This is a genomic window from Erythrobacter sp. S267, from assembly GCF_057365045.1.
Window position 1 is genome coordinate 2,976,835 of sequence record NZ_CP200298.1, and the last position, 20,228, is coordinate 2,997,062.

The following is a 20,228-nucleotide window of genomic DNA, read 5'->3' on the forward strand; positions in this document are numbered from 1 at the left end:
GCGCGCAGAAGCTGGAATAGCGTCTGCTTAGAACCAAGCCCTCAAGCCCGCGACTATCTTCAACCCATTAGGGTCTTCGCCGGCGGCTCTGGCGATGTTTGCGGTTTCGCCGATCGCTGCCTCGTATTCGATACCGACATATGGTGCGAACTCGCGTTCGATCTCGTAACGCAGGCGCACGCCCGGCTCGATCTTGGTGATGCCGGCGCCGATGCCGCGTTCAGGGATGTCTTGCGCGGAAAGCTCTACCTCGATTCTTGGCTGTAGAATCAGCTGCTGGGTGATCTTCTGATCGTATTCGCCTTCCAGACGGGCCGTCAGATCGCCGCGATCCGAGAGGAATAGCGCGCCGTCGACATGGAACATGTAAGGCGCGAGGCCTTGCACACCGACAACAATATGCCCGCGTGTGTCGGGTTCAGGATCGAACCGCACGCCCGCTTGCAGATCGAAGAAAGGGCCAATCGCGCGGCTGTAGAGGGCCTGTATCTCCGCGTCCTCCAGCTCCCCACCGAACTCGCCTTCGCCCTCGGTTTTGAGGACAAAGCGGTTGATGTCTCCGCCGTAAAAGGCCTGAGCATCCCACACATAGCCATCTTCGCCGCCATCGGTGGCAAAACGGCCCTCTAGCCTCTCAATGAGAACACTTCCCGTGCGCATCCCGCCATTCTCGCGAGCGAGGTTTCGGCGGCTTGGAGCCATGGCATCGGCACCCCAGATCGCATCGGCTGCATGACGGGGGCCTTCAAAGGCGCGAGCGGGCACTGCGTCTTCTGGCGCAGCGCCAGGCGCGGATTTGTCGAGAGCCGAACCGTGTGCGCTGTGATCCATCCCCGAATGGTCCATCTGGGAATGATCCATAGAGCCGTGATCCATTTGACTGGATTGGTCGCCATCGCCGTGATCAGATTGATCCATGGCCCCGTTGCCCGAGTGATCGTGGCCACTGTGATTGTGATCCGCATGATCATGGCCGGCACGCTCACCCGTCGGCGGGCACTGCTCTGGCGGCAGATGTCCCATGGCGCAGTGATCGACGTCTTTTGCCGGGCCAGCGGCCTGATGCTGAGAGTGGTCATGCCCAGAGTGCTCCTGCGCACCTGCAGGAGCTGCAATCAATGCTGCGGTGGCAAGCAGCAGAACGCGTGTTGTCCCCCTACTCACTTGGGCGCTCCGTCCGGGAATGGACGCACGGTCACGACCTGCATCATACCAGCATGCATGTGGTAGAGCAGGTGGCAATGGAAGGCCCAGTCGCCCGGCTCGTTCGCCGTGAGATCGAAAGTCGCCGTACCACCAGGTTGCACCACCATCGTGTGCTTCAAGGGTTGGTGCATGTGATCAGCGCCATTCACCATCTCGAAGAAATGGCCGTGCAGGTGGATCGGGTGGGCCATCATGGTCTGATTGACCAGCTTCACCCGCACCCGCTCATCATAGCCAAAGCGGATCGGGTCATCGGTGACGGCGGTGAACTTCTTCCCATCGAAGCTCCACATATAGCGTTCCATGTTCCCGGTGAGATGGATCTCCATCTCTCGCTCGACTTCGCGGTGCGGATTCATCCGCTTGGCTTTAAGATCGGTGTAACGCAGCACCCGGTGCGGGACGGTGTCGAGGCCAAGTCCAGGGAAGTCCATTCGGTCGATAGGCATCGGCGCGACCATGTCGACCCCCGGCCCTGCCTCGACATCATCGGGCAACAAGGACGTGTCGCGCATGTTGTGATCCATTCCGCCCATATCGTGACCTGCATGGCCCGCATGGTCCCCATGTGCTGAGTGGTCCATCATGCCCATGTCGGTCATGGTGAGTGTTGGAATTTCGCGCAGAGCCGGCGGGGTGGCGATGTGCCCTGGATGCGAAGTCAGGCTTGCGATGCCCATACCGCTGCGGTCCATTGCCTCGGCGACGATAGCATGGCTGCCATCTTTGGGTTGGACGATAACGTCGTAGGTCTCGGCAACCCCGATCTGGAACTCGTCCACCTCAACTTCATCGACGTCCTGCCCATCCGTTTGAATGACGGTCATCGGCACTCCAGGGATACGGACATTGAAGAAGGTCATGGCGCTGCCGTTGATGATACGCAGGCGCACGCGCTCGCCGGGGCGGAACTCCAGCTGTAGGTCGTCGGCGGGGCCATGCCCGTTGATGAGATAAGTATAGGTCGTGCCGGTCACATCGGAGATGTCGCGCGGGTTCATGCGCATCTGCCCCCACATGCGGCGCATCTCACCCGACATCTCGCCTTCGCTGGCGGTCTGCATTTGCCGCTGGAAGTAATGCTCGCCGACCTTCAATAGGCGCATGATCTGGTGCGGGTGGATCGGCGTGAACTCGGACAAGAGAACCACATAGTCGCGGTCATAGCGCGGGTCCGGCTCGTCGCTCTCAATGATGATCGGGCCGTAATGTCCCGCCTGTTCTTGCAAGCCGGAATGCGAGTGCCACCAATAGGTGCCGGTCTGACGGATCGGGAATTCGTACGTGAAGGTCTCGCCCGGCTTGATGCCGGGAAAGCTGACGCCCGGCACACCGTCGAACTGAAATGGCAGGAGCAGGCCATGCCAGTGGATCGAGCTATCTTCGTCCAGATTGTTGGTGACGTGCAGCCGAACGTCCTGCCCCTCGCGCAGTCGGATCAGCGGTCCGGGTACTGTGCCATTCACGGCAAAGGCATGACCAGAACGCCCGCTCGTCATGAAATGCGCATCACCGATTGAAAGGTTGATGTCCTCGCCAGAGAGCTCGCCAAACCCCTTGCTCGCGTGTGGCATGGAGCCGCGATAGGACTGCCCACGGGCCCAAGCAGGCATGGGAAGTGACGACGCTGCGGCCAAGGCGGCGGTGCTGGTAATCAATTTGCGGCGGGAAACGGGCATGGTGAAAGTCACTTTGGTTGAACGACGGATATGACCTATATATACCCCCATAGGGTATATCAATCAGGATCAAGACATGGGCAAGGACATCACCGAAGTTCGAGGCGCCAAACTGAACCGCCTTAAGCGGATTGAGGGCCAGGTGCGCGGCGTTGCGCAGATGGTCGAGGATGATCGCTATTGCATGGACATTTTGCACCAGATCGCCGCGATCAAATCTGCACTCGCAAAGGTGGAAACGCAGGTCTTAAAGGACCACGCTGCATGTTGCGTTGCCGAAGCCATCGCCAGTGGCGATGAAGGCGAGCAGCGCGAGAAGTTCGAGGAGCTCGTTGACCTGCTGGAGCGGACGCGCAAGTGAGCGTGTGGCTAAGCGGGCAAAGGAAAGAGGCATAAAAATGCGCCTCTTCCCATCCCGTTTGAACGGGCTAGCGAGTAAGAACGCTACACCACATCCAGCTTCCATTCCGATCCAGCACTCGCGCTTTGCGGGGGGAGGATGGTGGGGCCAGTAGGGACCATCGGTTTGAGCTTCGCGGCTCCGGTGATCTGCTCCAGTGCCGCATCGATGTTGGCATATTCGAAGATGAAGGCGCTGCGCATGGCGGCATCGGGCAGGACGCGCTGGCCGCTCAACAGCAGTTCGTGGGCAAAGTCTCCGAGCGCCAGTCGCAGAGGTGCGGCAGGCACTGGTATCACCGCAGGCCGCCCCAGTGCTTTGCCCAAAGCGTGAGTGAAACGTTCGTTGGTCACCGGCATCGGTGCGGTCGCGTTGACTGGGCCGGTAAGCTCGTCATGCACGATGGCGTGGCAGATCAGGCGGACGAGGTCGTCGCGGTGGATCCAGCTCATCCATTGCTGCCCATCGCCAAAGCGGCCTCCGAGGCCAAACTCGAACGGGGCGAGCATCCGCGCCAACATCCCTCCGCTGCGGTCGAGCACCAAGCCGATGCGCAGGCGGACGGTGCGCACACCTTCGTCCTGTGCGCGCATTGCTGCGTCCTCCCACAAGGCGCAGACCCGGCGCGAGAAGCAGGCTTTGCCGTCTGCCTTCTCGGTCAGTGGCTCTTCCCCGCGCATGCCGTACCAGCCGATCGCAGAGCCACTGATCAGGACATCCGGCTTGCGCTCCAACCGCTTGATCAGCCGCACGACGTCATAGGTTGCTTGGAGCCGCGAACGGACGATTTTGATGCGTTTCGCCTTGGTCCAAGGGGTGTCTGAGATGGGCTCGCCTGCAAGGTTCACAATCGCGTCGATTTGCGCGTCGTCAGCGATGTCCTCTAGCGACTCCACGATCCGCAATGGGCCGAGCGCGGCGAGCGGTTTGGCCTTGCCCGCATCGCGGGTGAGGACAGTCACTTCGTGTCCTGCGCCCAGCAAAGCGGCGATCAGGCGGCTGCCGACAAAGCCGGTTCCGCCGGTGACGAGGACGCTCTGGCACGGAGGGAGCACCAATGCCAATTCGCGGGCATCACGCTCGGTCAGGCGTGCGGTGCGCTGGGCAGCGGCGAGATCGCGCGCGCCGGATACGGCCACACCGATAGCGGCGATGACGCATAGCCAGCTGATGATCCCGTAGGATACGGGCGCAAGAGCACTCGGCAGCTGCGCCAGACCCCACAGCCACGGGATCAGCATCGCCAGGATCACGCCGTAATTGAGGGTGAGGAGAGTGTGAGTCACACGCTCGCTGGCAGGCAGCAGCCGGGTGCGGTCTTCCTCGACGAAATCCCACAGGGTGATACCGAGCTCTGCTAGAAGCAGCGCAATCAGTGCGATCGCCCAAAACCCTTGCGGCTCGCTCCAGCCGAGCGCTATGAACATCACCGCATAGGCAAGGTTGCGCACACCGTGGAGGGTTAGCTCCAGGCGCTGCGAAGGCCGCCATGCAAGCCGCTCGGTCCCTTCGTGATGGTAGATCGTGTCGAACGCTCCCATCGCGATTTGGATGAGGACGAAGAACCAGAGAATATCGGTCATGCGGCGAACTCCTGCGGGAGGGGAAGAGAGTTGGAGGAACGGTCTTCTGCCTGATCGCAGAAACGGCATTCCTGGTGGATCACCTCGCCCAGCAGCGCGTGATTGAGCGAGAGGGTAAAACTGAACTCTCCGTCACCTCGTTCAATGTGATCGATATGCAACTGGCCCGGTGCGATGAGGCTCGGCAGGCGGAAGCGCATTCCGGCGAAGGCGACGTAATAGTGATCGCTGGAGAAGCGGATGCCGCCGGGAACCGCGCTGACTCTCAGCGCGATACCGATGCCGCGTCCGAGATATTCTTCGAGACCGGTGGGGCCAGCAAAGCGTTTGGCGGAGTGGATGACTTGCGGGAACCCGCTCTTGCGGGCGTAGATGCGGGTCCAGACCTGTCCGCCGCTCTTGCCGTCTTCGGTGACGGAGACCATCGCCGCTACCCCGCCGTCGCGTTCGAGCGGGAGCGGGGCGCCGATCAGGCGGCAGAATTGGGCTAGGATGCGCCCCGAAAGGTTCATCCGGCATTCGCTGACTTGGCCGACATAGTTCGCGCTTTCGCCGGCACCGAGCCGTTTGCCGAAACGTTTGCGGACAGGGGCGGGGAGGCTGTCCCAACCGGCTGCACCCAGCAATTGGCGGAAGCGCAGATCAGCGAGTTTGGAGGTTTGTTGATGAAGTACATCCACAAATCGCTTTTCGTTCAACATTTTTCTCTCCATTCTTCCCGTAAGACCCGTCATTTCTGTAAAGAGAGAAATGGGGGTGCAAATTTTTTGAGGCCCTGTGTCTGAGTTCCCGTGCCAGAGGCGGTGCTTGCCGCTTTCAGCTTTAGCTCCGCCCCGGCTCGAGCCCCCGGACTTTGGGGCCCCGAACCCTATCCTGCCGTATCCACTGAACTCTTGTCTTCTGGCGTCTTTTCCTTGCGGCTCACGAAATTGAGCAGGCCCACCACTTTCGACCCCAGCCCGATCAGGCGCATGATCTGCTGCGGCGGCACGTGGATCATCTGGTTGTACCAACCCTCTACCGAGTTGATGAAGTCATGCATCGAGTGCAGCCGCCCTCGCACTTCGGGGCTGATCTTGGGATCATCGACCCCTTCCATCGCAGTGCGGATCGCGGCCACCATCGGGTCAATCTCGCGCTCCTTGCGCCCCTGCGCGACCTTGCTCGCCATCTGCCACATATCGGTTTCCGCGACGTAGTGATCGCGCCGATCGCCCAGCACAGGCACGCGCATGACGAGCTTCCAGTTGAGCAATTCCTTGATCGAGTTCGACACATTCGAGCGCGCCATGCCGAGCTTTTCGGAGATATCCTCAGCCGTCAGCGGACGGTCGGAGAGCAAGAGCAGCGCCTGAATCTGAGCAACCGAGCGATTGACGCCCCACTGCCCGCCAAGGTCCCCCCAGCGCAGGACAAAGGCCTCAACCGCCGCGGGGAGTTTCTCTGGAGCTTGCACTTCCGAATCAATCTGATCACGCATTTCTGTCATGACAGAAATGTCTGTCAAAACGTCGTGAGAGTCAAGTTATCTTTGCTCTCTCACCTTTTCTTCTACCTAAGGATTACTCCGTCGGCACGCGGGCCGAGCATATCTTGTGTCAACGACTCCAATTGGGTGGAGCGTGGTGATATGAGAGCCTATGCTTACAAAGAACCTCGCAGACAAAGAACTTGTCAGCCTTTATCTTGATCTCGCCCCGGATACGGAAGTTGATCTAGAAATAGCAGCGGAAGCTGCAATTGAATGGGCAAGAGCACTAAAGGCTGCGGCAAGGGCGTTTGATGATAGCAAAGAGTACCGCGTTCAGCTCGTAGCCGCCGAACCAGGGTCAAAACGGTGGCTAGCCAGAATAGAAGAATCAACGTTCAATCAGGCCACTATCAAAGCGAAAGAGAAGTGGGATAACGTCCCTCTCATTGTCCGTTTAGGCCTAATGGGCCTTATCGTCATTCCTGTAACAGCAGACGAAACTTGGGATGCTTACTTTGGCGATGATGGGTTTTCAGAAACTCAGCTGGAGCAGCTTCGGCAAATAAGGGACAAAGCCTCACCGTCGCCTGAAGTCGAGAAACACAAGAAGGAAATGTTTAGGCAATGCCAGCGAGACACAGCCATCACTGGGCTTGGCGGCGGCGTGCCAGATCGAAAGGACTGGCGTCCTGACACTATTTTCCCTGCAAACCGGTTTGCGGAAGGGGCTGGGCTGTTTGAGCTGGAAGAGGATACCCCCACAGAGCGCGCACTAATCAAAGAGCTAGACGTAATCTTGGTTTCGCCAAATTTGGACAACCCACGGTTGTCCTGGGAGTTTCGTCAAGAGGGATTGAGCGGAAGGATCAATGCCTCAATGGCGGATGAAAAGTTCTTGGCAGCCCTTGAGAATAGCCAAGTCAAAGAGAAGTTTCACTCACCCATTCATATGAGGGTAAAGCTTAAAATCATTCACGTGCTCGAAGATGGAGAGTGGAAGGTGAAGCCTAGAGGAACCTCGGTCATAGAGGTCATCTCACCAAAGACTGACTAGCCAGTTTTGAAGTAATAGGCTGCTGCAATGATCAGAACTAGCCCGGCAATACAGCCAATCAAAAACGTATGAACGGGCCACAGATGCCAGAAAGCCATGTAAGAAATAACGGCACTGACCGTCACCGCCAAAGCAGAAATCCAACGTCTCCGGCTCTCTATTTTGCGGGGGTTTGCCATGTGTAGCTCTCAAACGTGGAATCGCACGGCGGATGATTCAAAGCAAGCACCAGATGCACCGGCATTCAATCAGTTCGACGCACTTTTGAGCAAAATGACAGGCCCCAGCGTCAAAATCCTCGCATAAGCTCAGGAACCATCGTCTCAGTCCGGTTCCGGCAGTTGCGCCGAAACTCAAGCGCCAGCCTAAAACTTCTCCCTACAACGTCTGCCCATCATCCAGCACAAAGTCGCTGCCGGTCACAAACTCCGCTGCGTCCGAGCACAAGAACAGCAAAGGCCCGTCCAGTCCCTCTTCGCCCATCAGGCGTTTTTTCGGGAAGCGGGAGACTTGCTTCTGACCCGCCTCGGTTCCGAACCACGCATCGTTGATGGCGGTGCGGATGTAGCCGGGGGAGATTGTGTTGACGCAGATGCCTGCGCGGGCCCATTCGCGGGCCATGCTGCGGGCGGCTTGGACCACGCCTGCTTTGCTCGCCGAGTACGCGACAAGGCCGGGGGAGGGTTCGAAGGCGGTGATGGATGCGATCATCACGATCCGCCCCTTCTTCTCACCAGCCGCGATCATCCGCTTTGCGCCTTCGCGTGCGGTCAGGATTGCGCCTTTGAGGTTGACGTTGAGCGTGTGCTCGATCTCTTCCTCGCTCATCGCGGTGGCCATGCCTGCGCCGTCGATCCCGGCATTGGCGATGACCGTGTTGATGGGTCCGAGCGCGCTTTCGGCGGCGTCGAACCCGGCGATAATGTCCGCCTCTCGCGCGACATCCATCGTGACGGCAGCGGCTTGCGGGCCGATCTCATTCGCCAGCGCCTCAAGCCGGTCCTTGCGCCGCGCGCCTAGTGCAACCTTCGCGCCATTGGCGGCCAGGATGCGCCCAAAGCGCGAGCCCAAGCCAGACGAAGCGCCCGTGATGAGCGCGGTGCGATTGCTGAGGTCAGCTGAGAGCGTCACAAAACTTCCTATTCCGTCAGAGCCGCGCGCAAGTCCGCAATCCGCTGAGCATTGGCGCCTGCATCTGAATAGCCGACCCGGCTGGCCGAGCGCACATGCACCGCGTCATCAGCAAGGCGGAACTCGACATCGTCGACAAAGCCGAATGTGGCGGAGGTAAACTCGGCCGCGATGTAGGTGTCGCTTTGCTGCGTGACCGCGCCGCCCATGCCCTCAATCACACCGGGAATGTTGGCCCAGCTATCAACCGGCAAGGCTTCAACACGCTTATCCGCCTCAGTCCCATCCTCGCTCGAGGCGCAATTGGGCGAGGAGGGGCAGGGGGCCAGACGCCCATCGACGAGGCCCGGAGCGTCGCCGCTCTTCGAGGTGTAGCCAAGCAGCGCAAATACTCCCGTGCCCAGCAAGCCGACAATCGCCATGGCTGCCAACAGGGATTTGATCGTCCGTTTCATAAGCACCGTCTTCTTCAATGAAAGGTGCGACCCAGTCATTAATTCAGATCAAGCGGTTGCAATCATCCCGCCATCCAGCACCACCGTCTGCCCGGTGATCCATGCAGAGGCGGGCGAGGCGAGGAAGATCGCGGTTCCGGCAATATCCTCCGGCTTGCCCATGCGCCCGCGCGGGATACGACCCAGCACCATCTTGGTCATCGCCTCATTCTCGACCACTTCCTTGGTCATGTCGCTTGGGAAAAGGCCCGGCGCGATGGCGTTCACATTGATGCCCGAGGGGGCAAGCTCGGCTCCCAGATGCTCGGTCAGATGGATCACGCCCGACTTGCTCGCCGAATAGGCATAGGTCGCCATGCCCGAATTGCGGATGCCGTTGATCGAGGCGATGTTAATGACGCGCGCAGGGGCTTCAGCGGAGCCAGCGGCCTTGAGCAGCGGCAGGAATTTCTGGGTCGCGAAGAAGATCGACTTGATGTTGATGTCCATCACCTTGTCCCAGCCCTTCTCCGGGAAGCTGTCGATTGGGGCCATCCAATTGGCACCCGCATTGTTGATGAGGATGTCGACCTTGTCCTCATGCTCGGCGACCTTGGCGACCAGAGCTTCGATCTCTTCGACCTTGGACATGTCGGCCTGAATCGGGATGCACTCGCCATATTGGGAAAGCTCTGCGGCCTTGGCTTCCAAGCGCTCTGCCTTGCGGGCGGAGATATAGACCTTGGCCCCGTTCTCAAGCAGCCCGCGCGCCATCATCGCGCCGATCCCGCTGGAACCGCCAGAGACGACGGCCACCTTGCCGCTGACATCGAAAAGGGACTGCATGGTCATGTTTGAATTCTCCGAGACATTGGTTCTTGCCAAGCGCCTTAGCCGGTCCGATCCGCTTTGTCCTTGGCGTTTGTGCCTTTGATCATGGCTCGCATCTCAGCCCACTCGGCATCGCCCAGCCCTTCAAACGCGGAATAGAACGTGCCGCCATTGGCCTGATAGCCCGCGCCGTCGATGGCGAGCGTCTGGCCGTTCACATATTCCGCGCCCGGAGCCATCAGGAACACGGCGAGATTGGCCAGTTCATGCATCTCACCCGCGCGGCCCATCGGGTTCAGGCTGTGCCGCGAATTGTCGCGCGCGCCGCCGGGATTGAGCCGCGCGCTCATGCCTTTCGTGGGGAAGAGGCCGGGATTGATCGCGTTGAAGCGCAGGCCATAGCGGCCCCATTCGGCGGCGAGGCTCTGCGTCATGGCGTGGATCGCGGTCTTGGACATGGCGGACGGCACAACAAAAGCGCTGCCCGACCACACCCAGGTGGTGAGGATGGAGAGGAAGCTGGCTTGGCGTTTCTCCGCAATCAGCCGTTTGCCGATGTCGAGCGTGACGTAGAATGTGCCTCTGAACACGATATCGGAGATCGCGTTGAAGGCGTTGACGGAGAGGTCTTCGGTGCGGCTCACGAAGTTTCCGGCGGCGTTGTTGACCACCCCGGTGAGCGCGCCTCCGTCGGCCCAGATGCTATCGACCATGGCGTGGATCGCGTCCGGATCGCGAATATCGCAGGCGGTGCCGACCAACTTCCCTCCATGCTTGTCGGTCAGCTCCGCAACCGTCTCATCCAGCTTGTTTTGCCGCCGCCCGCAAATGTAGACAGTCGCGCCCAGCTTGAGGAAGCCTTCCGCCATTTCCTTGCCCAGCCCCGTGCCGCCGCCGGTCACCAGAATGCGCTGGCCCTCCATCAGCCCGTCGCGGAACATCAGCTTGGATACGTCCATGTCTCTCTCGCCTCGCTTGTGATTATTGCCAGCGGTAGCGGGCGGCGAACTGTGTGGCCAGCCGCGAAGGCCTTGCACTTCGTTCACGCGATACGCATTGATAGGGATGCCTATGGACAACGATACCGACAAAAGCGCCGCTGGGAACAGCGAAGCCCAAACGCCGCCCCTGCCGATGGACGCAGCTGCGCCTGCGCCTGAGCCTGCGCCAGCGCCCAAGCCCGAACCCAGCCTGATCTTCAGCGATGTTGAAGACGAGGCAGAGCTGACCAAGCTGCACCCCAATTACAAATTGCTGATGCGCGTGGGGGCTCTGATCTTTGCAGCGGTCATCGTCATCGCCGCGTTGGTGGTTGAGGGTGCGATCAGCAACAACACCGATTGGCCGGTCGGCTTTGTCATCGCCCCTGCGGTGCTGCTGGCGCTGTTCGTCGCGATCCGCGTGCCGCTCGCCCGGTATAATGCCAAGGGCTACCAGATCAGCCGCGACCGCTTGCGCGTGGTGCGCGGGATCATGTTCCACTCCGACACGATCGTGCCCTTTGGCCGGGTCCAGCATATCGACGTTGACCAAGGCCCGATTGAGCGCGCTCTCAGCATCGCAACGCTGACCCTGCACACGGCGGGCAGCCATAATGCATCTGTCCATCTGCCGGGTCTGGGCCACGAACTCGCGGTCGAAATGCGCGAGGCGATCCGCGCGCATATCAAGCGTGAGACGCTGTGAACGGGGACGGGACCGCTGTGGAAGGTGACGCGGTTGCAGCGTCTTCTCCGGCAAGCGGGGAGGGCCACAACACCGATCCCAAGACCATCATGGTCGGCGCGCTCGCCAGCGCGCAAAACGCGATCCTGCCAACGCTCGCGATCACCTTTTCGAGCGGCTCATTCGGCCTGCTGATCGCCATCCCCATCGGCCTTGCGATCATGGCGATCGGCACGCTGTTCTCTTACATCGGCTGGAAGCGGCTGACCTACACGATCGGCGCGACGGACATCCGGGTGGAGAGCGGTGTGCTCAGCCGCTCGGCCCGCTCGGTCCCCTATGAGCGCATTCAGGACGTCAGCCTTGAGCAAAAGCTGCTCCCGCGCCTGTTTGGCCTCGTCTCGGTCAAGTTTGAGACCGGCGCTGGCGGGGGCGAGGATCTCAGCCTTTCCTACCTGACCGAGGAGAAGGGCGAAGAGCTGCGCCAATTGGTGCGCGCGCGGCATGAGGGTGCGGAGGCTGCGGCGCAGGACACTGGCGAAGAGGCCCCGGCCAAGAAGCCCGCTGATGAAAAGGCAGAACCCCTCTTCACCATGGGCACCGGACGGCTCTTCACCTTTGGCATTTTCGAGTTTTCGCTAGCAGTCTTCGCAGTGCTCGCAGGCCTGTTCCAATATGCCGACAGTTTCCTCGACTTCGATTTCTGGGACATCGACTTTTGGGAGGCTTGGATCAACGAGCAAGGCCTCGATTACGAAGCCTGGGGCCCGCGCATGCAGCTGATCGGCGCGATAAGCGGCCTTGTCAGCGTCTTCGTCATCGGCTCGCTCACCGGCATGGTTCGAGTGTTCCTGCGCGAATGGGGCTTCCTACTCGAACGCACCGCGCGCGGCTTCCGACGGCGGCGCGGCATGTTCACGCGCACCGATGTCGTGATGCCGATCCACCGGGTGCAGGGTGTGCGTCTGGGCACCGGCTGGCTGCGTTATCGCTTCGGCTGGCATGGGTTGAGCTTCGTCAGCCTCGCACAGGATATGGGCGCGTCGAGCCATGTCGTTGCCCCCTTTGCCAAGCTCCGCGAGATTGCGCCGATAGTCGAAGCGGCGGGCTTTCATCTGCCGGAGGAAGACGCCGACTGGCGCCGCGCGAGCGGGCGCTACCTGTTCGACAATGCGATGTTCTATGCTGGCCTTTTCGGGCTGGCGGCGATTGCGGGAGGAATTGGCACCAGCCTCAACGTTCCCGAATACACGCCGCTCGCCATCGGAATCCCGCTGGCGCTGGCCGTCATCGCCGCGCTGGCCAATGCGCTTGCATGGCGGTTTCAACGCCACGCTTTGGACGCAGACCAAGTGATGGCAACGCGCGGCGTCCTCTCCCCGAAGAGCCAGATCGCCAAGCGGCTGAAACTCCACTCAGTCGAGATTTCGCAAGGGCCGATTGCGCGGCTCGGCGGCTATGCAACGGTCCATCTGGGGCAGGCGGGGGGCACGTTCACGATCCCCGGAGTGCCGGTCGAGCGGGCGAGGGAATTGCGCGCCAAGGTGATGGAGACGATTGCCGCGACGGATTTCTCGCGGTTGGAAAACGCTTAGTTTTCTTTTCGCTCACCCATCCGCGGGAGTCTTTAGTTTTGCGCTCACCCATCCGGGCGAGCGTCCTCGGTGCTGTTCCCTCCACTTCGTTGCGGGGCACCTGCGGCTCGCGCGCGTGCGCTCGCGGTCTGCTGGTCGCAGACCGTGCTCCGCGATTATGCAGCGAGGTAGCGCTGGGAAATTTGGAGTACCCTGGACGGGTAGCGCTGGCTGCGAGCCGACCAGGCGAGCCAAAGGGCGACCGCCCGCCCGCAGCGGGTGCGTAGCGCAAGCGGAGCACGTCTAGCGAGGACGCTCACCCGGATGGGTGAGCGCAAAACTAAAAGCTCCGCGCAAAACTAAAAGCTCCGCGCAAAACAAATACTCCTACCCCCGCAAATCACTCCAATCCGGGTTCTCATCGAACTTCTTGGCGACATACCAGCATTGCGGGATGATGCGGAAACCCTCTGCGCGCGCATCGGCGATTAGGCGCTCGACCAGCAATCCTGCGATGCCGCGACCGCCTATCGCCTTGGGCACGATTGTGTGGGTGGCGACCCTGATCCCTTCGCCGCGTGGCTCCCATTCGAGATGGCCGGTGACACTCTCTCCCGGTACATGCGCGACATATTTGCCGCCTGCTCCCCCACTGACGCTGGACGCCTCATGCGTGATTTCTACGCCTGTATTACCATCGCTCATCCGCACTCTCCTGCTTGCAACTGGCGTCATCGCGGTTAGAGGCTTGCGAGTGATGACGCCAATCAAACCCTTCCTCTCCGACAATGCCGCCCGCGTCCACCCCGCTGTGTGGGAGGCGATGCATGCCGCTGACAATGCGGACAACCCCTATGACGGCGATGCGCTCTCGGCGCAGCTGGATGAGCGTTTCTCCGATCTGTTCGGCCGCGAATGCGCCGCGCTTTGGGTCATCACGGGCACGGCGGCAAATTGCCTGGCGCTGGGCACCATGGTTCAGCCGCATGGCGCGGTCGTCTGCCATGAGGAAGCGCATATCGAGGTTGATGAGGGCGGTGCGCCCGGCTTCTACCTCCACGGCGCAAAGCTGATGCTTACTCCGGGTGAGGGTGCCAAACTGACGCCGCAGGATATCGCCGGAGTGATCGACCCGATCCGCGACGATGTGCATCAGGTGCAGGCCCATGCCGTCGCCATCACGCAGGCGAGTGAATATGGCCGGACTTATACTGTGGCTGAGCTCGAAGCCCTGAGCGCCTTTGCCAAGGAACGCTCGCTTGGCCTCCACATGGACGGCGCGCGCTTTGCCAATGCGGCGGCGTTTCTGGGTGGGTCAGCGACTGAGGCGGCAAGGGCAGCCGCGACGGGCGTCGACAGTCTCGCATTTGGCTTCATCAAGAACGGCGGGATGGGCGCAGAGGCGGTGATCCTGTTCGATCCCGAGCGCGCGCAAGAGGTCAAATATCGCCGCAAGCGCGCTGGGCATTTGCAATGCAAGGGACGCTATCTGGCCGCGCAAATCCTCGCCATGCTGGATGGCGATGTGTGGCTCGGCAACGCCTCCCACGCTAATGCGGCGGCGGGCGAAGTGGCGAGCGGGTGCACGGAGCGCCTGATGCACTCGGTCGAGGCTAACGAGCTGTTCGTGCGGCTTTCGGCTGAGGAGCGCGAGGCTCTGCGCGCGCAAGGTTTCGCCTTCTACGACTGGGGTGAGGACGCCGCGCGCTTTGTGACCGCTTGGGACACGAAGGCCGAGGACGCCCAGGCGCTCGGCAAGGCCATCGCATCTCTATGAGCGGCACCACAGCCCAACCCTCCATGCTCAGCTGGAGGGTGGTCATCCCCTTCATTCTGACCGGCACGATCTGGGGCTCGACCTGGTTCATCATCACGACGCAGATCGACGGAGTGCCCGCCGCGTGGTCGGTGTTCTACCGCTTCCTGCTCGCGACCCCGGCTCTGTTTCTGGTCGCCTATTTCATGAAGCGCCGCCTGAAGCTGACGGGGCCAGAGCACCGCCTCGCCATCTGGGTCGGGCTGTTCCAATTCGCGGGCAACTTCCTCTTCGTCTATCACGCAGAGCTCTATGTGACCTCCGGCATCGTCGCGCTGATGTTCGGCTTGATGATGGTGCCCAACGCTCTGCTTGGGCGGTTCTTCCTCGGAGAAAGGGTCGCAAGCGGCTTTGTCGTCGGCAGCGTGGTGGCGATTGTCGGGGTCTCCGCACTGCTGGTGAATGAGTGGACCTCCAACCCCGATGCAGGCGTGATCGGCGGCAATGTCGGGCTGGGACTGGTGCTGGCGATGTTCGGCATCCTCGCCGCAGCGATTGCCAACGTGATCCAAGCCAACCCCACAGGCCGCGCGGTGCCGATGGTGAGCCTGCTCGCCTGGGCTATGCTCTACGGCACAATTTTCGACTTCGGTTTTGCATGGGTTACGGCTGGCGCGCCGCCTGTGCCGACCGCTCCGGCGTACTGGGGCGGGATCGTCTATCTCGCGCTGATCGGCTCGGTCATCACCTTCCCGCTGCACTACAATCTAGTGCGAGAGATCGGCGCGGGGCGCACGGCGTATAATGCGATCCTGACGATTTCCGTGGCGATGGTCGTCTCGACCCTGTTTGAGGGCTATGAGTGGAATTGGCTGACGGTAAGCGGCATGGCGCTGGCGGTTGTGGGTATGGTGCTGGCGCTGCGGTCAAAGCAGGCTCCCAAGCCCGTCGATGTAAGTCGGGAATTTGAGTGACCACCCCAGCACGCGTTTGGCTTTGCCATTCGCTACACGGCGGTTCTCTGAATAGAAGCCGCGCGCCATTTCGGACAGGTTGGCCTCTTCGAGCGTCTCCAGCGGCGGAGGGTCGATCCCCAGCAAGCGGCACGCTTCTTCGGTCACGGCGTTTCCGCTCGCTGGAAGATCATCGCCGAGATTGTAGGCCCCCGCGGGCGCGTCGCCGAGCAGCGCGGCGACCACTCCGCTTGCAATGTCGTCGACATGGACGCGGCTGAAGACTTGTCCGGGCAGATCAATCCGCCGCGCTTTGCCCGCCTTCACGCGGTCGAGCGTGCTGCGGCCCGGTCCGTAGATGCCCGGCAGGCGGAAGACCCGCGCGCCCAATTCCACCCAAAGCTTGTCCGCCTCGGCCCGCGCATTGCGGCGGCCCGCTCCGGTCTCGGCCACAGTCGGCGTGGCCTCATCGACCCAAGCGCCCTGCTGGTCGCCATAAACGCCGGTTGAAGAGAGGTAGCCGTACCACGCGGTCCCGAAGTCGCGCCCATAAGTGTCGAGAACCGGATCAAGCCCGCTCGAACGGTCAGGCGGGACGGAGGAGAGCACATGGGTTGCCCGCTCCAGCGCTGCCAGCACAGCCTCCCGGTCGCCGAAATCAACCGTGCCGTCGCTGCCGGTCGCCTCGACTTGCCACCCTTGCGCGTCGACGCCTGCCGCAATGCGCTTGGCCGTATATCCGAGGCCGAAGATCAATAAATGTGACATGCTGGACCTAGTGCCGCTTGCCGGACACGCAAATCAATCTAAATCTTGTCGCCATGGATATTGCCCACGACTCAATCGCCCCCGAAGCCGCACCTACGCCGGCGGAGCCTCCGATCATCCTGCGCAAGGATTATAAGCCTTTCCCGTGGAACGTGCCGACGACGCAGCTGCACTTCGACCTCGGCATCAAAGAGACGACCGTTACCGCCACGCTCACTGTCGAGCGCAATCCGAAGGCGGATGCCTCGCCTCAGCTGCGCTTGGATGGCGATGGCCTCACAGCTAAGAGCGTGAAAGTTGATGGCTCCCTCAGCGATGCTTGGGAGATGGATGGGCCGGACCTTGCCCTGACCTTGCCGGGCGAGAAACACACGGTTGAGATTGTCACCACAATCGACCCCAGCGCCAACACCCAGCTGATGGGCCTCTATGCCTCTAACGGCATGCTCTGCACCCAGTGCGAAGCAGAGGGTTTCCGCCGCATCACCTTCTTCCCCGACCGGCCCGATGTCCTCTCCACCTACCGCGTGCGGATGGAGGGAGACAAAGCGCTTTTCCCGATCCTGCTATGCAACGGCAATGAAGAAGCGACCGGTGAGCTAGGCGATGGCCGCCACTTCGCCGAGTGGTTCGACCCATGGCCCAAACCGTCCTACCTCTTCGCGCTGGTTGCGGGCGACCTCAAAGCCAATTCCGGCACCTTCACCACGATGAATGGCCGCGAGGCCACCTGCAACATCTGGGTCCGCGAGGAGGACCTGCCGCGCACCGGCCACGCGCTTGCATCCGTGATGCTGTCGATGAAATGGGATGAGGAGACGTTCGGGCGCGAATATGACCTCGACCTCTACAACATCGTTGCGGTGAGCGACTTCAATATGGGGGCGATGGAGAACAAAGGCCTCAACGTCTTCAACACCAAATACGTGCTCGCCGATCAGGACACCGCGACCGATGCCGACTTTGACGGGGTCGAAGGCGTCATCGCGCACGAATATTTTCACAATTGGTCCGGCAACCGCATCACCTGCCGCGACTGGTTCCAGCTGTCCTTGAAAGAGGGCTTTACCGTGCTGCGCGACCAGCTGTTCAGCCAAGACATGCGCGGGGAAGCGGTCAAGCGGATTGAGGATGTGCGCATCCTTCGCGCGGCGCAATTCCCTGAGGATGCAGGGCCACTCGCCCACCCGATCCGCCCGGACAGCTACCGCGAAATCTCGAACTTCTACACCGCGACCGTCTACAACAAAGGCGCCGAGGTCATCCGCATGATGCGCAGCATGGCTGGGGCCGAGCGCTTTCGCAAAGGCACCGATCTCTATTTCGACCGCCACGATGGCGAGGCGGCGACGTGTGAGGACTTCATCAAGTCGATCGAGGATGGCGCGGGGATCGACCTCACCCAGTTCCGCAATTGGTACCGGCAGGCCGGGACGCCGACTGTGCAGGTCAGCCAAGAGGTTATGGGCGACACGCTCAAGCTGCATCTTACGCAGACCATTCCCGCCACTCCGGGACAGCCCGACAAGCAGCCGATGGTGATCCCGCTGCGGGTCGCGGTGCATTCTCGCAGCAGTGAGGCGCTGGGAGCTGAAACGCTGATCGTGCTGAATGAAGCCGAGCAGACCTTCGAACTGCCGTTGGTCGGCCCCGACCCCGTCCTCTCGATCAATCGCGGCTACACCGCGCCGGTCATCATCGAACGTGCTTTGAGCCAAGACGACCTCGTCTTCCTCGCCGCGCATGATGACGATCCCTTTGCGCGGTATGAGGCCTTGCAGGAGCTGGCGGTTGGGCACCTTGTTGCCGCGGCGCGGGGCACTGTCGATCCGGCAGGCGAGGCTTCGATCATCGCTGCGATGCGCTCGATCCTAACCGACGAAGCTCTCGACGACGCGATGCTGGGCGAGCTGATGCTGCTGCCGAGCGAGACCTATCTGTTCGAAGCGATGGCTTCTGGTGAGAACAAGGCCGACCCCGGCGCGATCCATGAAGCTCGCGAGCAGTTGAAGACCGCGATTGCCACGGCTCTCAAGGACGAACTCGAAGCGCTCTATGCTCGCACTTCGGCTGTTGCTTTCGACGATCCGAACGGTCGAGGGGCGCGCAAGGTCAAGTCGACCGCGCTCGGCATGATCGCAGCCGCCTTCCCGGATCGCGCGGCGGAGCTGGCGGCGGCGCAATATAACGCCGCGGACAATATGACCGACCGGCAGGGTGCCTTGAGCGTGCTGTCCAGTTTGGAAAGCCCGCAGCGTGAGGCAAAGCTCGCCGATTTCTACGCGCGCTACAAAGGCAACGATCTGGTGATCGATAAGTGGTTTATGACCCAGGCCTTCTCGCTCCACCCGGATGTACTCGCGCAGGTCAAGGCGCTGGCTGAGCATCCTGACTTCACCATGAGCAATCCCAACCGCGTGCGTTCGCTCTACATGGCCTTTGCGGGCAATCCTTCGGCTTTCCATGCGGCGGACGGTTCGGGTTATGCGCTGATCGCGGATGTCATCCTCGCGCTGGATCCGATCAATCCGCAAACGGCGGCGCGCTTTGTTTCGCCGCTTGGCAAATGGCGGCGGATCGAGCCGGGACGTGCGGCTCTTATGAAGGGTGAGCTGGAGCGGATTGCGGCGGCCAAGAACCTGTCGCGCGACACGTTTGAGCAGGTTTCGCGCAGCTTGGATGGCTGATTTAGGCGACCCCATCCTCCCATTCACCCTCTGCGACGCGTTCGAAGGCGTGCCGCATGGCTTCTTCGGCGCAAATGATCCCGCCGCAATTGGCGTAGGCCAAATGGGCTATGGGGGACCCGGAGACGAGCGGGAGATCGCTTCCACTCGGGCCGCTGCGGCGAGCGCGATTGTGCCCGGCGCGCCCTTGCTCACGCCCCATCAGGTGCACTCGGCCGATGTCGTAACGATCGGCCCGGATCACACGCCAGCTTGGGCCGACACCGCCACCGGACGGCCTGTCGCAGACGCCGTGGTCAGCGCGCAAAAGGGCATCGTTCTGGGCATAGTCACCGCCGATTGCGGGCCGGTTTTGCTGGCTGACAAACAGGCCGGCATTGTCGCCGCCGCCCATGCCGGATGGCGCGGCGCGCAGGGCGGTATTCTCGAAAACACGATAGCGGCGATGGAGACCCTCGGCGCGCGCCCGGATCGCATCTCTGCCGTGCTAGGCCCCACAATTTCCAAGGAAAATTACGAGGTCGATGCAGGCTTCCGCACTCACTTCACGCCTGAGGATGAGGCGCATTTTGCCCCGGCTGCAATGCGTGAAGGCGTGGCGCGTTGGCACTTCGATCTGCCTGCCTACATCCTTGCGCGGCTGGCAAAAGCGGGTGTGGGCAAGGCGGTCGATCTTGGCCATTGCACCTATGCGATGGAGGATCGCTATCACTCCTACCGCCGCGCCACCCATCGCGGAGAGCCAAACTATGGTCGGCAGCTTTCGCTGATCGCCGTTACTCCATAGTTACGCACAAAACCGCATTACGCGACAATCAGAGCCATGTGTAGGAACAAGCACTTGCACGCCAGCGAACACGCAGTGCTCAAAACACGGTTGGATTCGCGGAAATTTGCCGTATATGCCGCGCAGCTTGTGGAACCGGCGTGCCTCTGGCGCGTTAGACCGCCACATCACCAATAGCTTGATCTGGGATCATCAGAGCGAGCGAAACAGTTTAGCCGCTACGGATAACAGTCCGCTGCGGCCAATTGA

At 61.3% G+C, this 20,228-nt stretch carries 19 protein-coding genes; 8 read left to right on the plus strand and 11 right to left on the minus strand.

The genetic code is table 11. The features are described 5' to 3' along the window. Positions 1 to 27 precede the first annotated feature (27 nt). Together AC0V6X_RS14055 and AC0V6X_RS14060 are read right to left on the minus strand one after the other, a co-directional pair. Positions 28 to 1,164 carry a copper resistance protein B gene (locus tag AC0V6X_RS14055; RefSeq protein WP_486185168.1) on the minus strand — a complete coding sequence of 379 codons (1,137 nt, stop codon included), beginning with the start codon at positions 1,162 to 1,164 and terminating at the stop codon, positions 28 to 30. After that, positions 1,161 to 2,864, minus strand: coding sequence for a copper resistance system multicopper oxidase (locus AC0V6X_RS14060; RefSeq protein WP_486185592.1), 1,704 nt, complete (start codon positions 2,862 to 2,864; stop codon positions 1,161 to 1,163). Before AC0V6X_RS14060 ends, AC0V6X_RS14055 begins: the two co-directional genes overlap by 4 nt. Positions 2,865 to 2,961: 97 nt before the next feature. On the opposite strand from AC0V6X_RS14060, the gene AC0V6X_RS14065 reads away from it, so the two are divergent. Further along, positions 2,962 to 3,246 (plus strand): metal-sensitive transcriptional regulator, encoded by a 285-nt coding sequence (locus AC0V6X_RS14065; protein ID WP_486185169.1) that lies wholly within the window; start codon positions 2,962 to 2,964, stop codon positions 3,244 to 3,246. A gap of 83 nt (positions 3,247 to 3,329) precedes the next feature. On the opposite strand, the gene AC0V6X_RS14070 is transcribed toward AC0V6X_RS14065, so the two are convergent. From AC0V6X_RS14070 to AC0V6X_RS14080, 3 genes are all read right to left on the minus strand, one after another. Then, positions 3,330 to 4,868 (minus strand): TIGR01777 family oxidoreductase, encoded by a 1,539-nt coding sequence (locus AC0V6X_RS14070; RefSeq protein WP_486185170.1) that lies wholly within the window; start codon positions 4,866 to 4,868, stop codon positions 3,330 to 3,332. Further along, the gene (locus tag AC0V6X_RS14075) at positions 4,865 to 5,569 is read right to left on the minus strand and encodes a DUF4166 domain-containing protein (protein WP_486185171.1); all 705 of its coding nucleotides are present in this window, start codon (positions 5,567 to 5,569) and stop codon (positions 4,865 to 4,867) included. Before AC0V6X_RS14075 ends, AC0V6X_RS14070 begins: the two co-directional genes overlap by 4 nt. A 167-nt stretch (positions 5,570 to 5,736) precedes the next feature. After that, positions 5,737 to 6,357: a GbsR/MarR family transcriptional regulator gene (locus AC0V6X_RS14080; RefSeq protein ID WP_486185172.1), complete on the minus strand. Its 621-nt coding sequence runs from the start codon at positions 6,355 to 6,357 to the stop codon at positions 5,737 to 5,739. Between the two features lie 151 nt (positions 6,358 to 6,508). Here AC0V6X_RS14080 and AC0V6X_RS14085 point away from each other — a divergent pair, with 151 nt between their 5' ends. Then, entirely contained in the window at positions 6,509 to 7,393 is an 885-nt protein-coding gene (locus AC0V6X_RS14085) for a hypothetical protein (RefSeq protein WP_486185173.1), read from the plus strand. 378 nt (positions 7,394 to 7,771) lie between these two features. On the opposite strand, the gene AC0V6X_RS14090 is transcribed toward AC0V6X_RS14085, so the two are convergent. From AC0V6X_RS14090 to AC0V6X_RS14105, 4 genes are read right to left on the minus strand one after another with little or no spacing between them, the layout of a single operon-like run. After that, positions 7,772 to 8,524 (minus strand): SDR family NAD(P)-dependent oxidoreductase, encoded by a 753-nt coding sequence (locus AC0V6X_RS14090; RefSeq protein WP_486185174.1) that lies wholly within the window; start codon positions 8,522 to 8,524, stop codon positions 7,772 to 7,774. An 8-nt stretch (positions 8,525 to 8,532) separates the two neighbouring features. Beyond that, positions 8,533 to 8,979 (minus strand): DUF1499 domain-containing protein, encoded by a 447-nt coding sequence (locus AC0V6X_RS14095; RefSeq protein WP_486185175.1) that lies wholly within the window; start codon positions 8,977 to 8,979, stop codon positions 8,533 to 8,535. Between the two features lie 48 nt (positions 8,980 to 9,027). After that, entirely contained in the window at positions 9,028 to 9,810 is a 783-nt protein-coding gene (locus AC0V6X_RS14100; RefSeq protein ID WP_486185176.1) for a glucose 1-dehydrogenase, read from the minus strand. A 38-nt stretch (positions 9,811 to 9,848) separates the two neighbouring features. After that, a complete protein-coding gene (locus AC0V6X_RS14105; RefSeq protein WP_486185177.1) occupies positions 9,849 to 10,748 on the minus strand; it encodes an SDR family oxidoreductase in 900 nt (299 codons plus the stop codon). A gap of 112 nt (positions 10,749 to 10,860) precedes the next feature. Between AC0V6X_RS14105 and AC0V6X_RS14110 the strand changes: the two genes are divergently transcribed. Together AC0V6X_RS14110 and AC0V6X_RS14115 are read left to right on the plus strand one after the other, a co-directional pair. Continuing rightward, positions 10,861 to 11,475: a PH domain-containing protein gene (locus AC0V6X_RS14110; RefSeq protein WP_486185178.1), complete on the plus strand. Its 615-nt coding sequence runs from the start codon at positions 10,861 to 10,863 to the stop codon at positions 11,473 to 11,475. After that, complete coding sequence (locus AC0V6X_RS14115) at positions 11,472 to 13,049, plus strand: PH domain-containing protein (RefSeq protein WP_486185179.1); 1,578 nt, start codon at positions 11,472 to 11,474, stop codon at positions 13,047 to 13,049. The genes AC0V6X_RS14110 and AC0V6X_RS14115 overlap by 4 nt, the downstream gene beginning before the upstream one ends. Before the next feature lie 366 nt (positions 13,050 to 13,415). Here AC0V6X_RS14115 and AC0V6X_RS14120 read toward each other — a convergent pair whose 3' ends face one another. Beyond that, entirely contained in the window at positions 13,416 to 13,733 is a 318-nt protein-coding gene (locus tag AC0V6X_RS14120) for a GNAT family N-acetyltransferase (RefSeq protein WP_486185180.1), read from the minus strand. Between the two features lie 52 nt (positions 13,734 to 13,785). Between AC0V6X_RS14120 and AC0V6X_RS14125 the strand changes: the two genes are divergently transcribed. Both AC0V6X_RS14125 and AC0V6X_RS14130 read left to right on the plus strand, forming a co-directional pair. Continuing rightward, positions 13,786 to 14,805: a threonine aldolase family protein gene (locus AC0V6X_RS14125; RefSeq protein WP_486185181.1), complete on the plus strand. Its 1,020-nt coding sequence runs from the start codon at positions 13,786 to 13,788 to the stop codon at positions 14,803 to 14,805. After that, positions 14,802 to 15,758, plus strand: coding sequence for a DMT family transporter (locus AC0V6X_RS14130; RefSeq protein ID WP_486185182.1), 957 nt, complete (start codon positions 14,802 to 14,804; stop codon positions 15,756 to 15,758). Before AC0V6X_RS14125 ends, AC0V6X_RS14130 begins: the two co-directional genes overlap by 4 nt. On the opposite strand, the gene AC0V6X_RS14135 is transcribed toward AC0V6X_RS14130, so the two are convergent. Continuing rightward, positions 15,711 to 16,505: a Rossmann-fold NAD(P)-binding domain-containing protein gene (locus tag AC0V6X_RS14135; protein ID WP_486185183.1), complete on the minus strand. Its 795-nt coding sequence runs from the start codon at positions 16,503 to 16,505 to the stop codon at positions 15,711 to 15,713. The genes AC0V6X_RS14130 and AC0V6X_RS14135 overlap by 48 nt on opposite strands. Before the next feature lie 53 nt (positions 16,506 to 16,558). Between AC0V6X_RS14135 and pepN the strand changes: the two genes are divergently transcribed. Together pepN and pgeF are read left to right on the plus strand one after the other, a co-directional pair. Next, on the plus strand, positions 16,559 to 19,192 hold the full coding sequence (gene pepN / locus AC0V6X_RS14140; RefSeq protein ID WP_486185184.1) for an aminopeptidase N: 2,634 nt from the start codon (positions 16,559 to 16,561) through the stop codon (positions 19,190 to 19,192). Beyond that, positions 19,185 to 19,979, plus strand: coding sequence for a peptidoglycan editing factor PgeF (gene pgeF / locus AC0V6X_RS14145; RefSeq protein ID WP_486185185.1), 795 nt, complete (start codon positions 19,185 to 19,187; stop codon positions 19,977 to 19,979). The genes pepN and pgeF overlap by 8 nt, the downstream gene beginning before the upstream one ends. Positions 19,980 to 20,228 lie beyond the last annotated feature (249 nt).